Source organism: Myroides oncorhynchi, assembly GCF_020905415.1.
Taxonomy (GTDB): Bacteria; Bacteroidota; Bacteroidia; order Flavobacteriales; family Flavobacteriaceae; genus Flavobacterium; species Flavobacterium oncorhynchi_A.
Genome location: NZ_JAJJMP010000001.1, coordinates 1,947,370 through 1,965,416 on the forward strand (window position 1 = coordinate 1,947,370; position 18,047 = coordinate 1,965,416).

Consider the following 18,047-nt stretch of genomic DNA (forward strand, 5'->3'; position numbering starts at 1 on the left):
TTTTAAGGATTTAATTTATTTTGGTATTTACCATTCATTTATTCTGTTAGCATCTAGCTTTAGAAAGATAAATAGCAATACTGTAAATGCCATTAGACTTGACCCTCCATATGAGAAGAAAGGTAGTGGGACACCTATCGTAGGGAAAAGTCCTATAAGCATTGTTATATTAAAAGCAAAATGTATAAAAAGGAAACAGATAACTGAGTAACCATAGACTCTGTTGAATACCTTTTTTTGTCGTTCTGCTAAGTGTATTAATCTGAAAAATAAGCAAACAAATAATGTAATTACTAACGATGCTCCTACAAATCCCCATTCTTCACCAACTGTGGTAAATATGTAGTCAGTATGCTGCTCTGGTACGAAACCACCTTTTGTTTGTGTCCCTTCTAGAAAACCTGTACCAGTCCATCCTCCAGACCCAATGGCAATCTTAGACTGATTTAAGTTATATCCTTCAGCTTGAAGATTGACATCTTCACCTATTAAAACGTTTATTCTGTCTTTTTGATGGGGTTCTAATACTTCATCATATACATAATCTACTGAGAACACAAACGCGGACATAACGACTACTAGAATGATATATATTAATGGGTTTCGAGTTATTTTTTTATTAAAGTAAAAATGAAGTGCTGCTATTAGCACTATTGAGGCAATTATTATTCCAGGTTTGACAACTAGTGCAGCTACGAAAAGCAAAACAGTGATAAAACCTGTCCAAAGATACCAACTAGGAAGACCTTCTCTGTAAAGAACAAAGACTAAGGATACAAAAAGCATTGCACTTCCTGTGTCATGCTTAAGTATAAAAAGAGTCGGAATACCAATTATTACTAAAGCAATAAATTGTTCTTTAAAAGTGCTTAAATGACTTTGACTGTCAGAAATAAACTTAGCTAACAGAAGAGCTGTTGTTGTTTTTACAAATTCTGAAGGTTGTATTCCAAAACCACCTATCTGATACCAGTTGGTTTGTCCTTTTACAGATTTACCAAAAACAAATAGCCCTAATATAGAAAGCAATCCTATGATGTAAAATACCATAGCATATTTTTCATAGAATTTAGTGTCAATTGAAACGATAAGTATAATTAGGGGTATGCAAAAGATGATGAATAGCAATTGTCTTCCATATATTTGACTAAGATCAAAAATAGAAGTTGTTTCAGCAGGTAGTGATGCAGAATAAATATTGATCCATCCAGCTGTAACTAAAAGGGTATAAAGTAAAATTGAAATCCAATCTATATTTTTCTGTACACTTACATTTTTCATTTTTAACTAGAATCTTATTGTAAAGCTGTTCTTAACGTAGTTTTAGGTTTGTCTGTCATTCTATATAACTGAAGTACTTTATCATATTCACTTTGCAAGCTTCCTTCAAGCATTCTTTTTTCTAGATCTGTTCTGACGATTTCAGGTAATAAATATTTTTGGAGCATTAAGCTAGTAATAGGTGCAGCCCATCTAGCTCCCCAGTATCCATTCTCAATGAATACTGCTATTGCTATTTTCGGGTTGTCTTTAGGAGCAAATGCAACGAACACTGAGTGGTCTGTTAGTTGGTAGCGTTTTCCATTGATTCTAGTAAAGTTTTCAACAGTTCCCGTTTTTCCACACATTTCTAATCCATCTACTCTAACAGAACGACCAGTACCAATATTAAAAACATCATTCATTCCTTTGATTATTGGTTCAAAGTGAATTGGGTCTATTGAAGTTACTTGTTTAGTAGTAAATTTTTTATCAATATTATGATGTTCAATGTTTTTGATAATATGAGGAGTATAATAGTATCCTTTATTAGCTACTGCAGCCATCACATTAGCTAGCTGCATTGGAGTCATAATAACCTCTCCTTGACCTATTGAGTTGGATATTGTTGTTGTACTCTTCCAGCCACCATTAGGGTACCATCTGTTATAGTAGTCAGCATCTGGTATATGTCCTTTTCTTCCTTCTGGTAGATCATATCCTAAGAATTGACCTAAGCCAAAGCTATGTAGGTGTTCACTCCATTTATTTATACCATCTGCAGGATTTTTGTATTTTTCGATTACTCTTTTATACGCATTAGCAAAGTAAGTATTACATGATTTTGCTATAGCTGCATTTAAGTTCCAATGTCCTGAGTCATGACATCCCATCCACGCACCTTTTCCATAATAGAATCCTCTATTACAAGCAAAAGTCATGTGCTCATTGATAACACCTTCTTGTAGGCCTATTAAAGCTGTTAATATTTTAAAAGGAGAACCTGGTGAATATTCTCCTGAAAGTACTCTGTTGTATAAAGGCTTAGCTAAAGAATCATTGTATAGAGCTGTATAGTTTTTAGAGCGTTCACGACCAACTAATAATCCAGGATCATAAGTAGGAGCATTGACTAGTGCTAATATCTCACCTGTCTTAGGTTCAATAGCTACTATACCACCTCTTTTGTTTTGCATAAGTAGCTCCCCATAGGCTTGTAATTCACTATCAATAGTTAAAATAATATCATCTCCTTTTACTGCTAGAGTGTCATATACACCATTTTTAAAGCTACCTATCTCTCTATTAAAACGATCTCTTTGTATATATTTTACACCTTTAGTACCTCTTAGAGTTTCTTCATATTCTTGTTCAACTCCTTGTATACCTATCAAATCACCAGAACGGTAATATGGATTTGATTTGATATTTTGCTCATTTACTTGGCGTATGTATCCGAAAATATTAGCTCCTGAGCTTACTTGGTAATCTCTTAATGAACGTTTTTGGATATAAAAACCATTGAAATGACGTATTTTTTCTTGAAAAGCAGCATATTCGCCTTTACTTAATTGTGGCAAAAATACTGATGGTAATCTTGGGCTGTAAATTTTGGCTTTTTCTAACTTATTTACAAATTGTTCATAAGTCACGTCAAGTAGGTTACAAAGTGCTAATGTATCAATCTCTTTAACTTCTCTAGGAATAACCATGATATCATAAGAAGGTTGATTAGCAATCATTAATTTGTTATTTCTATCGAAGACATATCCTCTTTCTGGATATTCATAAACAATTTTTAAAGCATTGTTTTCTGATTTTTTGATATAGGTATCATCTACTATCTGTAAAAAGAAAAGTCTAGCTAGTACTAAAATAGTTACTAATATAATAATGATTGGCAATAGTAACTTTCTCATTTTTTAGATGGTTTAATCAAATAGAGTATTAAGATACAAATTAAAAGTGTTGTAATAGCAGTTAGTACTATTCTTAATAGTATTTCCCATAAAAAATTAAATCTAAAAAATTCTAGTCCAAATAATACAACATGATGAATGATAACTGATATTGTAATGTACCCAAAAACCTCAAGAGACTTAAAAATATCTTTAGTAACTTTTTTGATTATGTTAAGGTTGTGGTATTGATAACTGATTCCAAATGAGAATTTTAAAATAGAAGGTCTAGTGAAAGCTAGTATTAAACTAGCTGCTGCATGAACACCTCCAGAGTTTTCAAATGTATCAACAATGATACCTAGGGCAAAACTAGCTAGATAAAATATTGGTTTGTTATTATCAATAGGAAATAGAATAATGAATAGTATATATGGAAAAGGATTTATAAACCCAAAGAGATCTATATTATTAAAAATAAGAATCTGTGCGATTAGTAACGCAATAAAACGAGCAATATTTGAAAAAGCAACACTATTCATCTTTTGTTTCAGCTTCTAATTGATTAATCTCCTGTATATCTTTATTTTTAATTACATATATATATCCTAGATTCGTCATATCATTAAATAGACGAACAGATATAGTAAAGTAATTGGATGTTTCATTTGTGTATGCCTTATCTATTACGCCAATAGGAATGTTTTCAGGAAATATTTTAGATATACCACCTGTTACAATAGTGTCGCCTTTGAATATTTCAGCTAACCTTGGAATATCCGTTAAGTTTACATAACCAGTATTCTTACCGTCCCATTGTAAAGTTCCAAAATGGTTAGAACCTTTTATTTTAGCATTAATCTTTGATTTGACATTTAAAATACTTTGAACTGTTGAATAATTTTTAGATGTCTTTTCAATTATACCTATAACACCATTGCTATTAATAACTCCCATATCACTTTGTATACCTTGTTTATCTCCTCCTTTTATAGTGAGATAATTTTCTTTAGTATTAAATGTGTTACGAATTACTTTACCCACTATAATAGTATACTCTTCTCTTTCTGGCGGCATTAGGTTTTTAATTTCTACAGAATCTTTAAGAGAAGTATTGTTATAAGCTATCGATTTTAGGTATGCATTTTCAAGAACTAGAGCGTCATTCTCAGTTTTTAGATGCATATATTCTTTGAAGTTATTTACGTTTTCATAGACATAACCAGTCACACCATTCGCTGAGCTAATAAACGAACTTTGATGAAAAGTATGCGTTTGGATTACTAACCCGAATGATATGACTAAAAGCAGCAAAAACAGTAACTTAGTACTGTTTTTTATAAAGAAATTGATTATTTGCTGCATAAGTTAATTTTATTTGATCAAAACACTTTTGTATTTGTCAATGTTCTTGATTGCTAGACCAGTACCTCGTACTACTGCTCTTAAAGGATCTTCTGCAATATAAACAGGAAGATCAGTTTTTTGAGAAATACGTTTATCTAAACCTCTAAGCATAGAACCTCCACCTGCTAAATAAATACCAGTATTGTAAATATCAGCTGCTAATTCTGGCGGAGTTTGAGATAAGGTTTCCATTACAGCATCTTCTACGCGTTGAATAGATTTATCTAAGGCTTTAGCAATCTCTCTATAAGAGACAGTTACCTGTTTTGGTTTACCTGTTAAAAGGTCACGACCTTGAACTAACATATCTTCTGGAGGAGTTTCTAGATCTTCAGTTGCTGCCCCTATTTGGATTTTTATTTTTTCTGCAGTACTTTCTCCAACGAATAAGTTGTGTTGAGTACGCATATAATATATAATATCGTTCGTGAATACATCACCTGCTATTTTTACAGATTTATCACATACGATACCTCCTAATGCAATTACAGCAATTTCTGTAGTACCACCTCCGATATCAACAATCATATTACCTTTAGGCTGCATGATATCTACTCCGATACCGATAGCAGCAGACATAGGCTCATGTATAAGGTAAACCTCTTTACCATTCACACGCTCACAAGATTCTTTTACAGCACGCATTTCTACCTCAGTTATTCCAGATGGAATACATACAATCATACGAAGTGCAGGTGTAAACATTTTTTTTCTTAGTGCAGGGATGCTCTTGATAAAAAGGCTTATCATTTTTTCTGAAGCATCAAAATCAGCAATAACTCCATCTTTTAATGGACGGATTGTTTTGATATTACCATGTGTCTTCCCCTGCATTAAACTCGCTTCTTTACCGACTGCTATTATTTTACCCGTAGTTCTATCTCGGGCTACAATAGAAGGATTGTCTACTACGACTTTTCCTCCATGAATGATAAGAGTATTCGCTGTACCTAAGTCGATAGCGATGTCCTCTGTCATAAAATCAAAAAATCCCATATAATTAAAAGGCTTTTATAGTTAATATTTTAATGCGTTACAAAAGTAGTAAATTAATGTTTAAAATGGCGAATTCCAGTACAAACCATTGCAATATTATTTTCATTACAATAATTGATACTTAAATCATCTTTTATTGATCCTCCTGGCTGTATAACAGCTGTAATTCCTGCATTATATGCAATTTCTACACAGTCTGGAAATGGAAAGAATGCATCACTAGCCATAACAGCACCTTTTAATTCGATATTGAAAGAATTAGCTTTTTCTATAGCTTGGCGTAAAGCATCTACACGTGACGTTTGACCAGTTCCTGAAGAGCATAGTTGCCCATCTTTAACTAAAACAATAGTGTTAGATTTAGTGTGTTTACATATTTTAGAAGCAAATAATAAATCTTCTATTTCCTTGTCAGAAGGGGATAACTTTGTAACGTTAGTTAATAATGCTTTATTGTCTGTTACATTGTCTTTATCTTGTACAAGAATTCCATTAAGACAAGTACGTACTTGTTTCTTAGGTAGTTCTGTTTCTTTTATTACTAATATAATTCTGTTTTTCTTTTCTTTTAGAATCTCAATTGCCTCAGTACTATAACTCGGTGCGATTACAACTTCACAGAATAGCTTGTTTATTTCTTCAGCTGTAGCTATGTCGATATCACCATTAGCTATTAGTACTCCTCCGAAAGCTGAAGTAGGATCACCTGCTAGTGCGTCTAAGTACGCTTCTTTCATAGTACTTCTCTGTGCTACACCACATGCATTGTTATGTTTTAGAATTGCAAATGTAGGAGCTTCATTCTTAAATTCATTCATTAAGTTAACAGCAGCATCTACATCAAGTAAGTTGTTGTACGATAATTCTTTACCATGTAGTTTATCAAATAAACTATCAAAGTTTCCAAAGAATTGTCCTTTTTGATGTGGGTTCTCTCCATATCTTAACTCATTTCCATTTGCATGGCTAATTTTTAAAATGCTATCATCTGCATTGAAGTAATTAAAAATAGCACCATCGTAGTGTGAAGAAACATGGAACGCTTTAGTAGCAAGAAGTTTTCTTTCTTTTAAACTAGTTGCTCCATTATTATTTTGAAGCATTTGTAAGAATAGTTCGTATTCGTTAACTGAAGGAACTATAACAGTATCTTTAAAGTTTTTTGCAGCAGCTCTGATTAGTGAAATACCTCCGATATCTATTTTTTCAATAATGTCTGCTTCAGATGCTCCTGATGCTACAGTATTTTCAAATGGATATAAATCTACTATAACTAAATCTATCTGAGGGATATTATATTCTTGCATTTGTGCAACGTCACCTTCATGGTCTTGTCTATTTAGAATTCCTCCAAAAACTTTAGGATGCAATGTTTTTACTCGACCTCCTAATATTGATGGGTAAGATGTTACATCTTCTACAGGTACTACAGGAATATTTAATTCTTTAATGAACGTTTCAGTTCCACCAGTAGAATAAATCGTTACATTGTGCTTATGTAACTCTTTAACAATAGGTTCTAATCCATTTTTATCAAAAACAGAAATAAGTGCTGACTGAATTTTTTTAGTTGTGATCATGTTGTGTTTTTTGTTAAGGAGCAAAAGTAACTATTGTGTATGTATTTATAAAGTTTAATTAAGAAGTTTTTTTGCTTTATTTCTTATATTTTTTCGAATAATGTTTAACTTAGAATATTATCTGTTCAAATGTATTTGGATTGTTATAATAATTATGATGTAAAACTCTTGTAATCAGTATTAATGATGGTGTACTTAAGACTTTTAGGGACTAGTTTTAATTTTGCTTTAAATGCTCTTCGCGCAAATAAATTGCGTACTACTCTTTCTTTTCTAGGTGTGACTATTGGGATTTTTTCTATTATTGCTGTACTTGCTGCTGTTGATTCTATGGATCGAAATATAAAGAGTGAATTAAGCGGGTTTGACCGTAATATGATTTATGTTTTTAATCGTTCATTTGGACCTACTGATATACCTAAGTGGAAGTATGAACAATATCCAAAAATGAAATATGATGAATACGAATATTTAAAGAAGAACTTGGCATCATTAGAGTACGCTTCATTTAATTATTTCACAAAATCTGAACAAGTGAAATATGAATCTAATTATGCAGAGATTTTTGTAAGACCATGTTCTTCTGATATGCAATATCTAGATAATGTGAAGATAGTTCATGGAAGGTTTTTTAATGAATCTGAATCCATTAATGGTGTCCCAGTAGTTGTTATTGGACATGAAGTAGCTCAGGCTTTATTTGGTGAATCTAACCCTGTTGGCCAAATAGTGCGTTTATATGGTAAGCGATTTACTGTAATTGGTGTTATTGAAAAACAAGGAGCGTTAAGTATAGGGGGGAGTCAAGATGAAAGTGCATATATGCCAGTAAATATTATGAGACAGATGTTTGGTGATAATAGCTTGGTTACTACAACAGTAGTTATTTTAAAACCTAATAAAAATGTGGATATAAAGCATTTTGAAGAAGAAATAATAGCAAAGTTGAGAATTTATAGAGGCTTAAAAGAAAGTGATGAAAACAACTTCTTTGTTAATGTTTTTGGTGGAATGCTTGATATGATTGAAAAAATTATTGGTCAAATGAATGTTGTAGGATGGATTATAAGTGGATTCTCTTTGTTAGTAGGAGGATTTGGGATTGCCAACATAATGTTTGTATCAGTAAAGGAGAGAACACACCTCATAGGTATTCAAAAGGCAATTGGAGCTAAGAGTCGCTTTATATTGTTTCAATTTTTGTTTGAAGCAGTTGTTTTAGCTGTATTAGGAGGTTTTGTTGGGATTTTGATGGTATGGGGGATAGGTTTTTTGGTTACAAAGTTTTTAGATTTTGAATTTGTGTTAAGTGGATATAATATTTTGATAGGATTGGGATTATCAGTGTTTATAGGGATTTTATCTGGATACTTGCCTGCTAGATCTGCGGCGTTATTAGATCCAGTAGAAGCAATACGCATGGGAGGGTAGCCACTAGGATGGTGAAGATTGATATGTAATACAATAAGAAAAGGATGTTAGTTTATAAAGCTAACATCCTTTTTAAAAGTTATAACCGATAGATAAGTTATCTCATAGGTCTGTTTAAGATTAAATCTAAATATTGATTTACATTCTTTTTAAGATCTCTTCTATGTGTAATAAAATCTAGGAAACCATGCTCTAATAAAAACTCAGAAGTTTGGAATCCTTCTGGCAAATCTTTACCAGTTGTGTCTTTTACAATACGTGGTCCTGCGAAACCAATTAATGCACCTGGTTCAGCTATGTTTATATCTCCTAACATCGCAAAAGAAGCCGAAATACCACCAGTTGTAGGATCTGTACATAATGAAATGTATGGAATCTTAGCATCGCTTAATTGAGCTAATTTAGCAGATGTTTTTGCCATTTGCATTAACGAAAAACCAGCTTCCATCATACGAGCTCCTCCTGATTTTGAAATCATCATGAATGGTATGTTGTTTTTTAGTGAGTAGTCTATTCCACGTGCGATTTTTTCTCCTACTACAGATCCCATAGATCCTCCAATAAAAGCAAAATCCATTGCAGCTACTACTAATTTTTCTCCTTTTGATTGACCAACAGCAACTCTAACAGCATCTTTTAATTGTGTTTTAGTCATTGCTTCTTTTAAGCGATCTACATACTTCTTAGTATCTTCAAATTTTAAAATATCTTTTGAAGAAAGGCTTTTGGCTATTTCTTTGTAGTCGTTGTTGTCAAAAAGAATCTCAAAATACTCTTTACTACCAATACGAACGTGATATCCATCTTCTGGACTTACCCATAAATTTTGTTCTAATTGATCTTGATCAATTATTTTTCCTGTTGGTGATTTATACCATAATCCTTTTGGAATATCTTTTTTGTCTTCTGTTGGCGTCTGAATACCTTTTTCTTTCCTTTTAAACCAAGCCATAAAATGTTTCTTTTGTTTATACTAATTTGAAAGCAAGGGGGAATTATAACGTGTTTACGTTATTTAAATCTTCGAATGCTTGTTCTAATCGAGCGATTAAAGTTAATTCTCCTTGTCTAACCCATGTTCTAGGATCATAGAATTTCTTATTAGGAACGTCTGATCCTTCTGGATTACCTATTTGAGTTTTTAAATAGTCTATTTTTGATACCATATAGTCTCTGATTCCTTCTGTGTATGCAAATTGAGTATCTGTATCAATATTCATTTTGATTACACCATATCCAATAGCTTCTCTGATTTCTTCTACTGAAGAACCAGATCCTCCATGGAATACAAAGTCTACTGGGTTATGACCAAGATTATGTTTCTTAGCTACATATTCTTGAGAGTTTTTCAGGATTACAGGTGTTAGTTTAACGTTACCTGGTTTATAAACCCCATGTACGTTACCAAACGAAGCAGCTATTGTAAACCTTTTGCTTATTTTAGAAAGCTCTTCATAAGCATAGTCTACTTCTTCTGGTTGCGTGTATAATCTTGATGAATCTACATCTGTATTATCTACACCATCTTCTTCACCTCCTGTAATACCTAATTCGATTTCTAATGTCATACCTAGTTTATCCATACGGTCTAGGTATTTTTTAGAAATCTCTATATTTTCTTTAATAGGCTCCTCTGATAAGTCGATCATGTGTGAACTGAATAGAGGTTTACCATATTGTTTCATATGTTCTTCACCAGCTTCTAATAATCCATCAATCCATGGTAAAAGTTTCTTTGCACAGTGGTCAGTGTGTAGAATAACAGCCACTCCATAAGCTTCTGCTAATGTATGTACTAGTTTTGCTCCTGCAATAGCTCCTACGATTGCAGATTTTTGATTATCATTAGACAACCCTTTTCCTGCCATAAAAGAAGCTCCTCCATTAGAAAATTGAATAATTACTGGTGAGTTTAGTTTAGCTGCAGTTTCTAGTACAGCATTAATAGTACTAGAACTCGTTACGTTAACAGCAGGTAAAGCAAACCCGCGCTCTTTTGCAAACTTAAAAATATCTTGCACTTGATCTCCAAATGCAACTCCTGGTTTAATATTATGAGCCATAGTTGTGTGTTTTAAATTTTGTACAAAAATACTAATTATTATTTGATTTAGAATGGATAATTAATACCAACGTTGAAGACCGATTCCTTAATGTTAAACTCTTTAAGCCATTTTCTACCTTTATCTTGCGCTGGATTATAGGTTTTGAATCCTAAGTCTAATCTGAATACAAAGAAACTAAAGTCATATCTTAATCCTAATCCAGATGCTACTGCCATATCTTTTAAAGAAGAAAAGCCTTGAAAAGTATAATCTTTATCAATAATATCATCAAATACATTCCAGATGTTAGAAGCATCGACAAATAATGCTCCATACCATTTACCTCCTAGATTAAATCTATATTCTGTACTGAATAATAATTTCATATTTGCTTCATTGAAATCATTGATACCACCGCTTTTTCCTGGACCTAATCTATAAGATTGCCATCCGCGATTGTCATTAGAACCTCCTGAATAATAACTTCTAGAGAATGGTATTGAGTTGGAGTTTCCATAAGGAATAGCTAAACCACCAAATAAACGCATAGCAATAACGCGTTTTTTACCTAAATCCCAGTATTTTATATAATCAATTTCTGTTTTTACATATTGAGAAAATTCGACATCCATTATTGTTTTTTTACCAGTAGTACCTTCCTTCGAACTTGTGTTTTTCATTAATAAGTTCATTAGCCCACCTGCAGATTCTACTTTAGCTTTAAGCGTATAGAAATCATTATCAGCGATATTAGTACGGGTAGTATTGGTGAAGATTATATTACTAGCAATAATTAAATTGTTCTCTGATAATCTAAGACGTCTTTCTTCTATACTTCTAATTTCCCTATAATCTTGAGAGTTGATCTCAAGAGGGTTGTTAGGAGCCAAAGCGTCAGTAATAAATTTATTACTTCCTCCTTCAGTTATCGTTAGATTTCCATTGTTATCATAATAAGTATGATCTACATTATCATAATCTTTAGAAATCTTATTAAGTCTTTCATAAGAAGATTTATATACGCTGAAGTAGTTATTTGGATTTGTATTTCTGATGTATTGTATATTTGCTAAATCTACACTGAAGCTGTTTCTTCTAGATGGCAACCAAGTATAGTTGATAATTGTTGTTAAACTGTTTTTATCTAACCCAATATTGCGTTGTTTGGTATGACCGAAACTCATCGAAGTAGTTGGTAACATACTTTTTGGAATTAATCGTTCAGTTTTTATAGGAAACAATAAACGAGGAAATGTCAGTTTTATATCTCCACCATATTCTGTTACATTAAAAAACACGTCATTAGGGTTACTCATTTGTCTAGAAGATCCCATAGACCCTTTTAGGTTTATTTCAAGGATTTCTGCTCCTCTAAAAACATTTCGAAATAGCAGTCCTACACTTCCGCCGATACCAAAATCTTGAATATTTGAGTGTGATACATCTAAGGAAGGATTAAACGTCATCTTTTTGCGAGAAGTAAGGTATATGTTCGTGATAAGAGATTCTCCTAGTGGATCTCTTTTATCTTCAACATACTCTATAACGGGGTAGTTAAAGGTTCTTAAGTTACTAATAGAACGCGAAGTTAGTACTCGTCTAAAATCGCTAAAAACACTTCCTTTTGTTATGAAAATGGCATCTGTAAGTGCTTTTGGCTTGTACTGGAGTTTAGTTGAACTGTATATATTAAAGTTATTGTATTTAATACTATCTAAGACTACTTCTTTGTTTTTAGAACTGTTATCTGTAAATATATTAACATCAGTAATTTTATAAATCTTAAAAGGAACTTGGATTAATGTATCGCCTGACTTTACTGTTCTTGGGTCTATGATTAATTCTATATTAGCTTTGTTCTTTTTGTGAAGAATAGTGTCTACTTCATATCTGATATTTAGTTCTTGGAAGTAGTAAGCACCGTTATTTCTGAAATCTACTGCTAATCTTTTGCGTTCTTCTTCAAAATTTTTAACATCAAATACTGTATTTGCTTTGATTTTACTCTTCGCTTTGGAAGTTAAATATAAACTATCTAATTCTTTTGTACTAATTTTTGTACTAATGCTATCGATGATATAAGGCTCGCCAGTAGTTATAGAATAAGCATTTTTTACTTTTTTTATAGATGTTGTATCTAACTTAGTTGTTATTTGTGTATCAAAATATCCTTTGTTAAAATAATAATTTTTAAGACGGGTAATAGACTTATTAGTTCTTAAGGAATCATATAATACAGGCGCTTCCCCTGTTTTGAGTAGAAAATTGTTGATACCAGAAACAATAAATGATTCCCCCAATCGATTAACTTGTTTTTTTGAAAGTACACTTTCTAATGTCTTTTCTTTACTAGGGTTGTTTTTTAACCACACGTGATATAGTGAATCTGCATTAGGTCTAGCCATATTGTATAAATATAGGCGTAATCTAATATTGGTCATCGGAAAAGTACTATTAGGATGTTGGTATAGCTGTGCTATAACCTCTTCCTTAGAAGTCTTTTTACCATTTTCATAAATGGTATTGTCTACTAATAGCGCTCTATTAGTAGGCACTTTTTCTGTTATTGAGCAAGAAAAAAAACATATGCTCATTAATAGAATTAGTAGTATTTTTGGTAAAAATTTGCTCAAAGTAGTATAGTCAATTATCAGTCAAAAATACAGTTTTTTATGGTTACGAAAAACCAAATCAAATTAATTAAGAGTTTACATCAAAAAAAATATAGAAAAGAACATCAACTTTTTATTGCAGAGGGTGTTAAAGTAATCAGTGAATTAGTGAAATCTACATTGGTTTTAGAGCATATCTATTGTACAGAAGAACTTAAGTTTAGTGTTCCACAGTCGAAGATTTCTATTGTCAGTAAAGATGATTTAAAAAAAATGTCAGCACTGAGTACTACTTCTAATTCTTTAGCAGTATTTCATTGTACAGAAGAGAAGCCTGTCAATTATAATGACCTAATTGTCGCTCTAGACGATATCCGAGATCCGGGTAACCTAGGTACTATTATACGTTTATGTGATTGGTTTGGCATAAAGAATATTATATGTACAAATGAAACAGTAGATGTATATAATCCTAAAGTAGTACAAGCTACTATGGGGTCTATCTCTAGAGTTAATATTGTTTATGGAGATTTACCTACATTAATACGAGATGGTGGAGATGTGCCTGTATATGGTACATTTATGGATGGTGAGAATATCTATCAGAAGACTATAGTTAATCACGGGATTATAGTGATGGGTAATGAAGCTAATGGTATTTCTAATGAAATCGAAGAGTTAGTTACAGAGAAGATAGCAATACCTAGATATGGAAATTTACAACAAACAGAAAGTCTAAATGTAGCAATGGCTGCTTCAATAGTATTAAGTGAGTTTAGAAGACATAATTTTTAAATACGTAAGTAAAAGGTTATTTTATATCATCGAAAGATGCTGACCTTGGAGATAGTTGCTTACTAAGTGCATATTCTTTGAGGATTTCGTGCTTAGGGACTTTCCTTTAGCAATAGAACTGCATGTAATCTGCACGTATACTTTAACAATACAGCACTAAAAAAGGGATATCGAAGTTAGATATCCCTTTTTTAGTGCTGTATTGTTAGTGAAATGTGAAGTTGATAAATATACCCCTAGATTTCATTGATTCTATATTTCCAGTCCATGGACTATTTGCGTTTTTATCTCTGATTAATTCATCATTGATGCCAAATACACCACGTATAGATGGAGAGAATTTGAAATATTCAAAGTAAAAATCTATACCTGCTCCAATTTCGTAATTAGTCGTTAACTTTTCTACCCTCCATATACCTTCATAATTATCACCATCTACTTTATTGTTGCTACTCAAGTTTAAGTCTAGCGATACTCCTGCTAGTACATATGGACGAACATTACCTGTTCGAAGTGCAGAGAATTTTAATAGTAAGGGAAAGTGGAGGTATGTTGAACTAGTTGATTTAATAGAAGAACTATTTAATTCAAATTCTGTTGGATTAGGATTGCTATGTTGGTTTGCATAGTAATCATAAATGAGTGCTCTAGGAAATGAAAGTTCTCTTTTTGCATATGATAAACCTGGTTCAAAACGAAGGTCTATATATTCCATTAACCTTAGATTACCTACTAATCCTACATTAAAGCCAAAAGATGATTTGACTTGTATTTCTGTAAAATCGTTTGGGTACTTTTCTTTTAGTTCTTGTAACTTATGATAGTAATTTGCGTCATAGTTAAACTTGTAATTGTAAGAGTTGAATCCTAGATAGTAGCCCCAATGCACACGTTGCTTGTCCCAGTCTCTCTTGTTGAGCATTGGGTTTTTGCCAAATATCCATTGCCCATAAGATTGAGAGCTAGCGAATAGGATTATAATAAATACAATTAGTCTTTTCATATTATTTTGAAGATGAATAAATAGTAGCAATTCCCATCGTTTGGGGAAGATGCTTTACATCTTTAAACCCAACTTTTCTTAAAATATTGTTTAAAGCTTCTCCAAAAGGGAAATTTTTAGCAGAATCAGACAAATACTTATATGCTTTTTGGTCTTTAGAGAACAGTTTTCCCATAAACGGCATTACATTCTGTGTATAAAAGAAGTAACCTTGTTTAAATGGAAATTTAGTAGGAACAGATGTTTCTAATATAACAAATATCCCTCCTGGTTTTAAAACGCGTAAAATCTCAGATAATCCTTTTTCTAAATTCTCAAAATTTCTAATACCAAAACCTACTGTTATAGCATCAAAAGAATTGTCCTCAAATGGTAGATTCTCTGAATCACCTTGTACCATATCGATTCTATTCTCTAGATTAAGAGCTTTAATCTTTTGTTTACCTACTTCTAGCATTCCTGCAGACAAGTCTAATCCTGTTATTTTAGGCGCATCTGTCTTAGACAGTAGAATAGCTAAGTCACCTGTACCTGTAGCAATGTCTAATATAGTGTTTGGCTTTTGTTCAGACACTAGTTTTAGTACTTTTCTTCTCCATCCTTGGTCTGTACCAAAAGTAATCATTCTATTTAGGCTATCATAGTTACCTGAAATAGTATCAAACATTTGTTCTACTTGTTGCTTTTTTCCTAATTCAGATCCTTCGTATGGAGTTATATTTTTTGACATTGTATTATATTTTGGACAAATATAATTATTAAAAGCCAATTGGTTACTTCTGTTCATAGTCAAATTAGCGATTATCTTCTTTTTTAAAAAAGATTAGTCTTTAAAAAAATAGATGATCACCTGTGATTAGTAGATGTATAGTTTACATACATAATTATACGAGATTGTTGCTAAACAAAAAATCCTGAATAGTTATACTCAGGATTAATGTGTTATATATACATATGGTAGTAATCTCCACCTGCGAACTCTAGTTGTTCACCTTGTTTAAAACCTAAACGCGTGTATAACTTCATAGCATTTGGATTTTCTAAATCTACAATAAGTCCTACCTGTTTATGTCCTTGTGATTTAGCGTAATCTACAGCGTATTTTAACAAATGACTTCCCACACCTTTTCCTTGTACAATAGGAGATACAGCTACAGTATCTAAGTAGTACTCTCCACCTGCTGTTTCTGTTTCTGGTATTGTATCATTGTTATATTGTTGTCTCATTAATTCTAATACAGGTTCTCTTAGTGAGATAAAGTTATCACCATTATACCCTGTCACTGAACCCACGATATCACCTTCTGTGTCTATAGCTACGAATGTATTCTCATAACTATATAGATTATTAGGTTTTCTGAACAGTATGGTTAGAAAATTAATCGCTTCTTCTATATCTTCTTTTTGGATAAAAGTAAAGACGATTTCTTCCATTGCTTGTAGCATTAATTCTGGAACGACGTCATAATCTTCTCTTTTAGCATGTCTAATTGTATAGTTCATTTTTATTATTTTGAATTAATGCAAAGGTATAAAAGAATAACTAATGCTAGCTTGTTAGTTATGGGAACGTCTTTCATTGATTTTATCCCATTCTTCAGAAGCATTTTCAATTCCTACTTTTGAAGGTTCAAATATTGGATCTTTGCCTTCTTTTCGCTGTTTCATATAATCTTTAAGGGCTAACATAGCTGGTTTTCTGAGTAGAAATATTGCAATGATATTAATCCATGCCATTGCTCCTACACCAATATCTCCAATGCCCCATGCCACACTTGGTTCACTTATAGAACCAAAGTATACTATACCTAGTATGATACTACGCATAATCCATCTTAAGATTGTGTTTTTTTGTTTACTTAGGTATTCAAAGTTTGATTCGGCAATAAAGACATAAGACATTGCAGTAGTAATCGCAAAGAATGTTAGGGCTATAGCAATGAATTGTGATGCGATTAAAGGAAAATGAGTAGCTACTGCTTTTACAGTGTATGCCGCTCCTGCTTCTATCCCAGGCATATTCTGTACGATATAATTTCCTGAATCATCAATTACGTTGTATGAATTTGTGAATAAAATCATTAAAGCGGTAGCAGTACATACAAATAAAGTATCTACATATACGGAGAATGCTTGTACTAATCCTTGTTTTACTGGGTGTGATGTTTCAGATGCAGCAGCGGCATGGGGTGCTGTTCCTTGTCCTGCTTCATTAGAGTAAATACCTCTTTTTACTCCCCAAGCAATCGCTGCTCCAAATACTCCACTAAATGCGGATTCAAGATTAAACGCTGATCTAAAAATAAGGGCAAAAACGCTTGGTATATCTTGGATGTGAAATCCAATAATAATGATAGCCATGATAATGTAAGCAGTAGCCATAAATGGTACAACTATCTGTGCGATAAGACCCATCTTTTTGGCACCTCCGAAAACCGAGAACCCTAAGAATAAACATATAGCTATTCCACTTGCCCAGGTAGGTATAGAGAATGCGTGATTCATACTTACAGCGATACTGTTGCTTTGTATACTTGGCAGAAATAATCCACAGCTTATCAATGTTACAATTGAAAAGAATAAGGCAAATGCCTTATTTTTCATTCCTCTTTCTATGTAAAATGCTGGACCTCCAACGTATTGCCCATTTTTATCTACTTTATATATTTGTGCTAGAGTTGATTCTATAAATGCTGATGCACTGCCTAAGAATGCTATCGCCCACATCCAAAAGATAGCTCCAGGACCTCCTGCTGCAATGGCAGTTGCTACCCCTACAATATTTCCTACTCCTACACGCCCAGCTATTGCCATACTAAATGCCTGAAATGGACTGACTCCTTTATCAGAAGAACCTTCAGTAAATAGGAGCTTAATCATGTGGCGAAAATATCTAATCTGAACAAATTTGGTTGTAATAGTGAAGTATAGTCCAGCGCATAGACAGAGCGCGATAAATATGTTTGACCAGATTAGGTCATTTACTTGTTTAATAATTTCTTCCATTGTGTGTTGTGTGC

General features: G+C 32.5%; 15 protein-coding genes. 2 read left to right on the forward strand and 13 right to left on the reverse strand.

Features of this window, described 5'->3' with window-relative positions; genetic code table 11:
* Positions 1–27: 27 nt before the first annotated feature.
* The 6 genes from rodA to purH are packed head-to-tail and all read right to left on the reverse strand — an operon-like array spanning position 28 to position 7,141.
* On the reverse strand, positions 28–1,281 hold the full coding sequence (gene rodA / locus LNQ81_RS08620) for a rod shape-determining protein RodA (protein ID WP_229945931.1): 1,254 nt from the start codon (positions 1,279–1,281) through the stop codon (positions 28–30).
* Between the two features lie 14 nt (positions 1,282–1,295).
* On the reverse strand, positions 1,296–3,179 hold the full coding sequence (gene mrdA / locus LNQ81_RS08625) for a penicillin-binding protein 2 (RefSeq protein WP_229945933.1): 1,884 nt from the start codon (positions 3,177–3,179) through the stop codon (positions 1,296–1,298).
* Positions 3,176–3,700: a rod shape-determining protein MreD gene (locus tag LNQ81_RS08630; protein ID WP_229945935.1), complete on the reverse strand. Its 525-nt coding sequence runs from the start codon at positions 3,698–3,700 to the stop codon at positions 3,176–3,178. The genes mrdA and LNQ81_RS08630 overlap by 4 nt, the downstream gene beginning before the upstream one ends.
* Positions 3,693–4,523 (reverse strand): rod shape-determining protein MreC, encoded by an 831-nt coding sequence (mreC, locus tag LNQ81_RS08635; protein WP_229945937.1) that lies wholly within the window; start codon positions 4,521–4,523, stop codon positions 3,693–3,695. The genes LNQ81_RS08630 and mreC overlap by 8 nt, the downstream gene beginning before the upstream one ends.
* A 9-nt stretch (positions 4,524–4,532) precedes the next feature.
* Positions 4,533–5,561 carry a rod shape-determining protein gene (locus LNQ81_RS08640; RefSeq protein WP_006257267.1) on the reverse strand — a complete coding sequence of 343 codons (1,029 nt, stop codon included), beginning with the start codon at positions 5,559–5,561 and terminating at the stop codon, positions 4,533–4,535.
* A 53-nt stretch (positions 5,562–5,614) separates the two neighbouring features.
* On the reverse strand, positions 5,615–7,141 hold the full coding sequence (gene purH, locus LNQ81_RS08645) for a bifunctional phosphoribosylaminoimidazolecarboxamide formyltransferase/IMP cyclohydrolase (RefSeq protein ID WP_229945939.1): 1,527 nt from the start codon (positions 7,139–7,141) through the stop codon (positions 5,615–5,617).
* Between the two features lie 183 nt (positions 7,142–7,324).
* Here purH and LNQ81_RS08650 point away from each other — a divergent pair, with 183 nt between their 5' ends.
* On the forward strand, positions 7,325–8,572 hold the full coding sequence (locus tag LNQ81_RS08650) for an ABC transporter permease (protein ID WP_229945941.1): 1,248 nt from the start codon (positions 7,325–7,327) through the stop codon (positions 8,570–8,572).
* Positions 8,573–8,669: 97 nt separating this feature from the next.
* On the opposite strand, the gene accD is transcribed toward LNQ81_RS08650, so the two are convergent.
* Genes accD through tamL form a run of 3 tightly spaced genes read right to left on the reverse strand, consistent with a single transcriptional unit; the run spans position 8,670 to position 13,211 of the window.
* Complete coding sequence (gene accD / locus LNQ81_RS08655; RefSeq protein ID WP_229945943.1) at positions 8,670–9,524, reverse strand: acetyl-CoA carboxylase, carboxyltransferase subunit beta; 855 nt, start codon at positions 9,522–9,524, stop codon at positions 8,670–8,672.
* A gap of 43 nt (positions 9,525–9,567) precedes the next feature.
* Positions 9,568–10,635, reverse strand: a complete 1,068-nt coding sequence (gene fbaA / locus LNQ81_RS08660; protein ID WP_229945945.1) for a class II fructose-bisphosphate aldolase — start codon at positions 10,633–10,635, stop codon at positions 9,568–9,570.
* Between the two features lie 47 nt (positions 10,636–10,682).
* Entirely contained in the window at positions 10,683–13,211 is a 2,529-nt protein-coding gene (gene tamL / locus LNQ81_RS08665) for a translocation and assembly module lipoprotein TamL (RefSeq protein ID WP_229945947.1), read from the reverse strand.
* Between the two features lie 78 nt (positions 13,212–13,289).
* On the opposite strand from tamL, the gene LNQ81_RS08670 reads away from it, so the two are divergent.
* The gene (locus LNQ81_RS08670) at positions 13,290–14,024 is read left to right on the forward strand and encodes a TrmH family RNA methyltransferase (protein ID WP_229945952.1); all 735 of its coding nucleotides are present in this window, start codon (positions 13,290–13,292) and stop codon (positions 14,022–14,024) included.
* 205 nt (positions 14,025–14,229) lie between these two features.
* On the opposite strand, the gene porT is transcribed toward LNQ81_RS08670, so the two are convergent.
* The 4 genes from porT to LNQ81_RS08690 all read right to left on the reverse strand — a co-directional run bounded on the left by porT (position 14,230) and on the right by LNQ81_RS08690 (position 18,033).
* Positions 14,230–15,027, reverse strand: coding sequence for a type IX secretion/gliding motility protein PorT/SprT (gene porT / locus LNQ81_RS08675; RefSeq protein ID WP_229945954.1), 798 nt, complete (start codon positions 15,025–15,027; stop codon positions 14,230–14,232).
* A gap of 1 nt (position 15,028) precedes the next feature.
* Complete coding sequence (gene ubiE / locus LNQ81_RS08680; RefSeq protein ID WP_121966859.1) at positions 15,029–15,757, reverse strand: bifunctional demethylmenaquinone methyltransferase/2-methoxy-6-polyprenyl-1,4-benzoquinol methylase UbiE; 729 nt, start codon at positions 15,755–15,757, stop codon at positions 15,029–15,031.
* Positions 15,758–15,969: 212 nt separating this feature from the next.
* Complete coding sequence (locus LNQ81_RS08685; protein WP_229945956.1) at positions 15,970–16,530, reverse strand: GNAT family N-acetyltransferase; 561 nt, start codon at positions 16,528–16,530, stop codon at positions 15,970–15,972.
* A 54-nt stretch (positions 16,531–16,584) separates the two neighbouring features.
* Entirely contained in the window at positions 16,585–18,033 is a 1,449-nt protein-coding gene (locus tag LNQ81_RS08690) for an alanine/glycine:cation symporter family protein (protein ID WP_229945957.1), read from the reverse strand.
* Between the last annotated feature and the right edge of the window lie 14 nt (positions 18,034–18,047).

Bases quoted from the DNA above. Each gene is read 5' to 3' on its own strand.
- tamL (WP_229945947.1), bottom strand. From the start codon at position 13,211: ATGAGCATATGTTTTTTTTCTTGCTCAATAACAGAAAAAGTGCCTACT.
- LNQ81_RS08650 (WP_229945941.1), top strand. From the start codon at position 7,325: ATGATGGTGTACTTAAGACTTTTAGGGACTAGTTTTAATTTTGCTTTA.
- LNQ81_RS08685 (WP_229945956.1), bottom strand. From the start codon at position 16,530: ATGAACTATACAATTAGACATGCTAAAAGAGAAGATTATGACGTCGTT.
- accD (WP_229945943.1), bottom strand. From the start codon at position 9,524: ATGGCTTGGTTTAAAAGGAAAGAAAAAGGTATTCAGACGCCAACAGAA.
- purH (WP_229945939.1), bottom strand. From the start codon at position 7,141: ATGATCACAACTAAAAAAATTCAGTCAGCACTTATTTCTGTTTTTGAT.
- LNQ81_RS08670 (WP_229945952.1), top strand. From the start codon at position 13,290: ATGGTTACGAAAAACCAAATCAAATTAATTAAGAGTTTACATCAAAAA.
- ubiE (WP_121966859.1), bottom strand. From the start codon at position 15,757: ATGTCAAAAAATATAACTCCATACGAAGGATCTGAATTAGGAAAAAAG.
- mreC (WP_229945937.1), bottom strand. From the start codon at position 4,523: ATGCAGCAAATAATCAATTTCTTTATAAAAAACAGTACTAAGTTACTG.
- mrdA (WP_229945933.1), bottom strand. From the start codon at position 3,179: ATGAGAAAGTTACTATTGCCAATCATTATTATATTAGTAACTATTTTA.
- fbaA (WP_229945945.1), bottom strand. From the start codon at position 10,635: ATGGCTCATAATATTAAACCAGGAGTTGCATTTGGAGATCAAGTGCAA.
- porT (WP_229945954.1), bottom strand. From the start codon at position 15,027: ATGAAAAGACTAATTGTATTTATTATAATCCTATTCGCTAGCTCTCAA.
- LNQ81_RS08630 (WP_229945935.1), bottom strand. From the start codon at position 3,700: ATGAATAGTGTTGCTTTTTCAAATATTGCTCGTTTTATTGCGTTACTA.
- LNQ81_RS08690 (WP_229945957.1), bottom strand. From the start codon at position 18,033: ATGGAAGAAATTATTAAACAAGTAAATGACCTAATCTGGTCAAACATA.
- LNQ81_RS08640 (WP_006257267.1), bottom strand. From the start codon at position 5,561: ATGGGATTTTTTGATTTTATGACAGAGGACATCGCTATCGACTTAGGT.
- rodA (WP_229945931.1), bottom strand. From the start codon at position 1,281: ATGAAAAATGTAAGTGTACAGAAAAATATAGATTGGATTTCAATTTTA.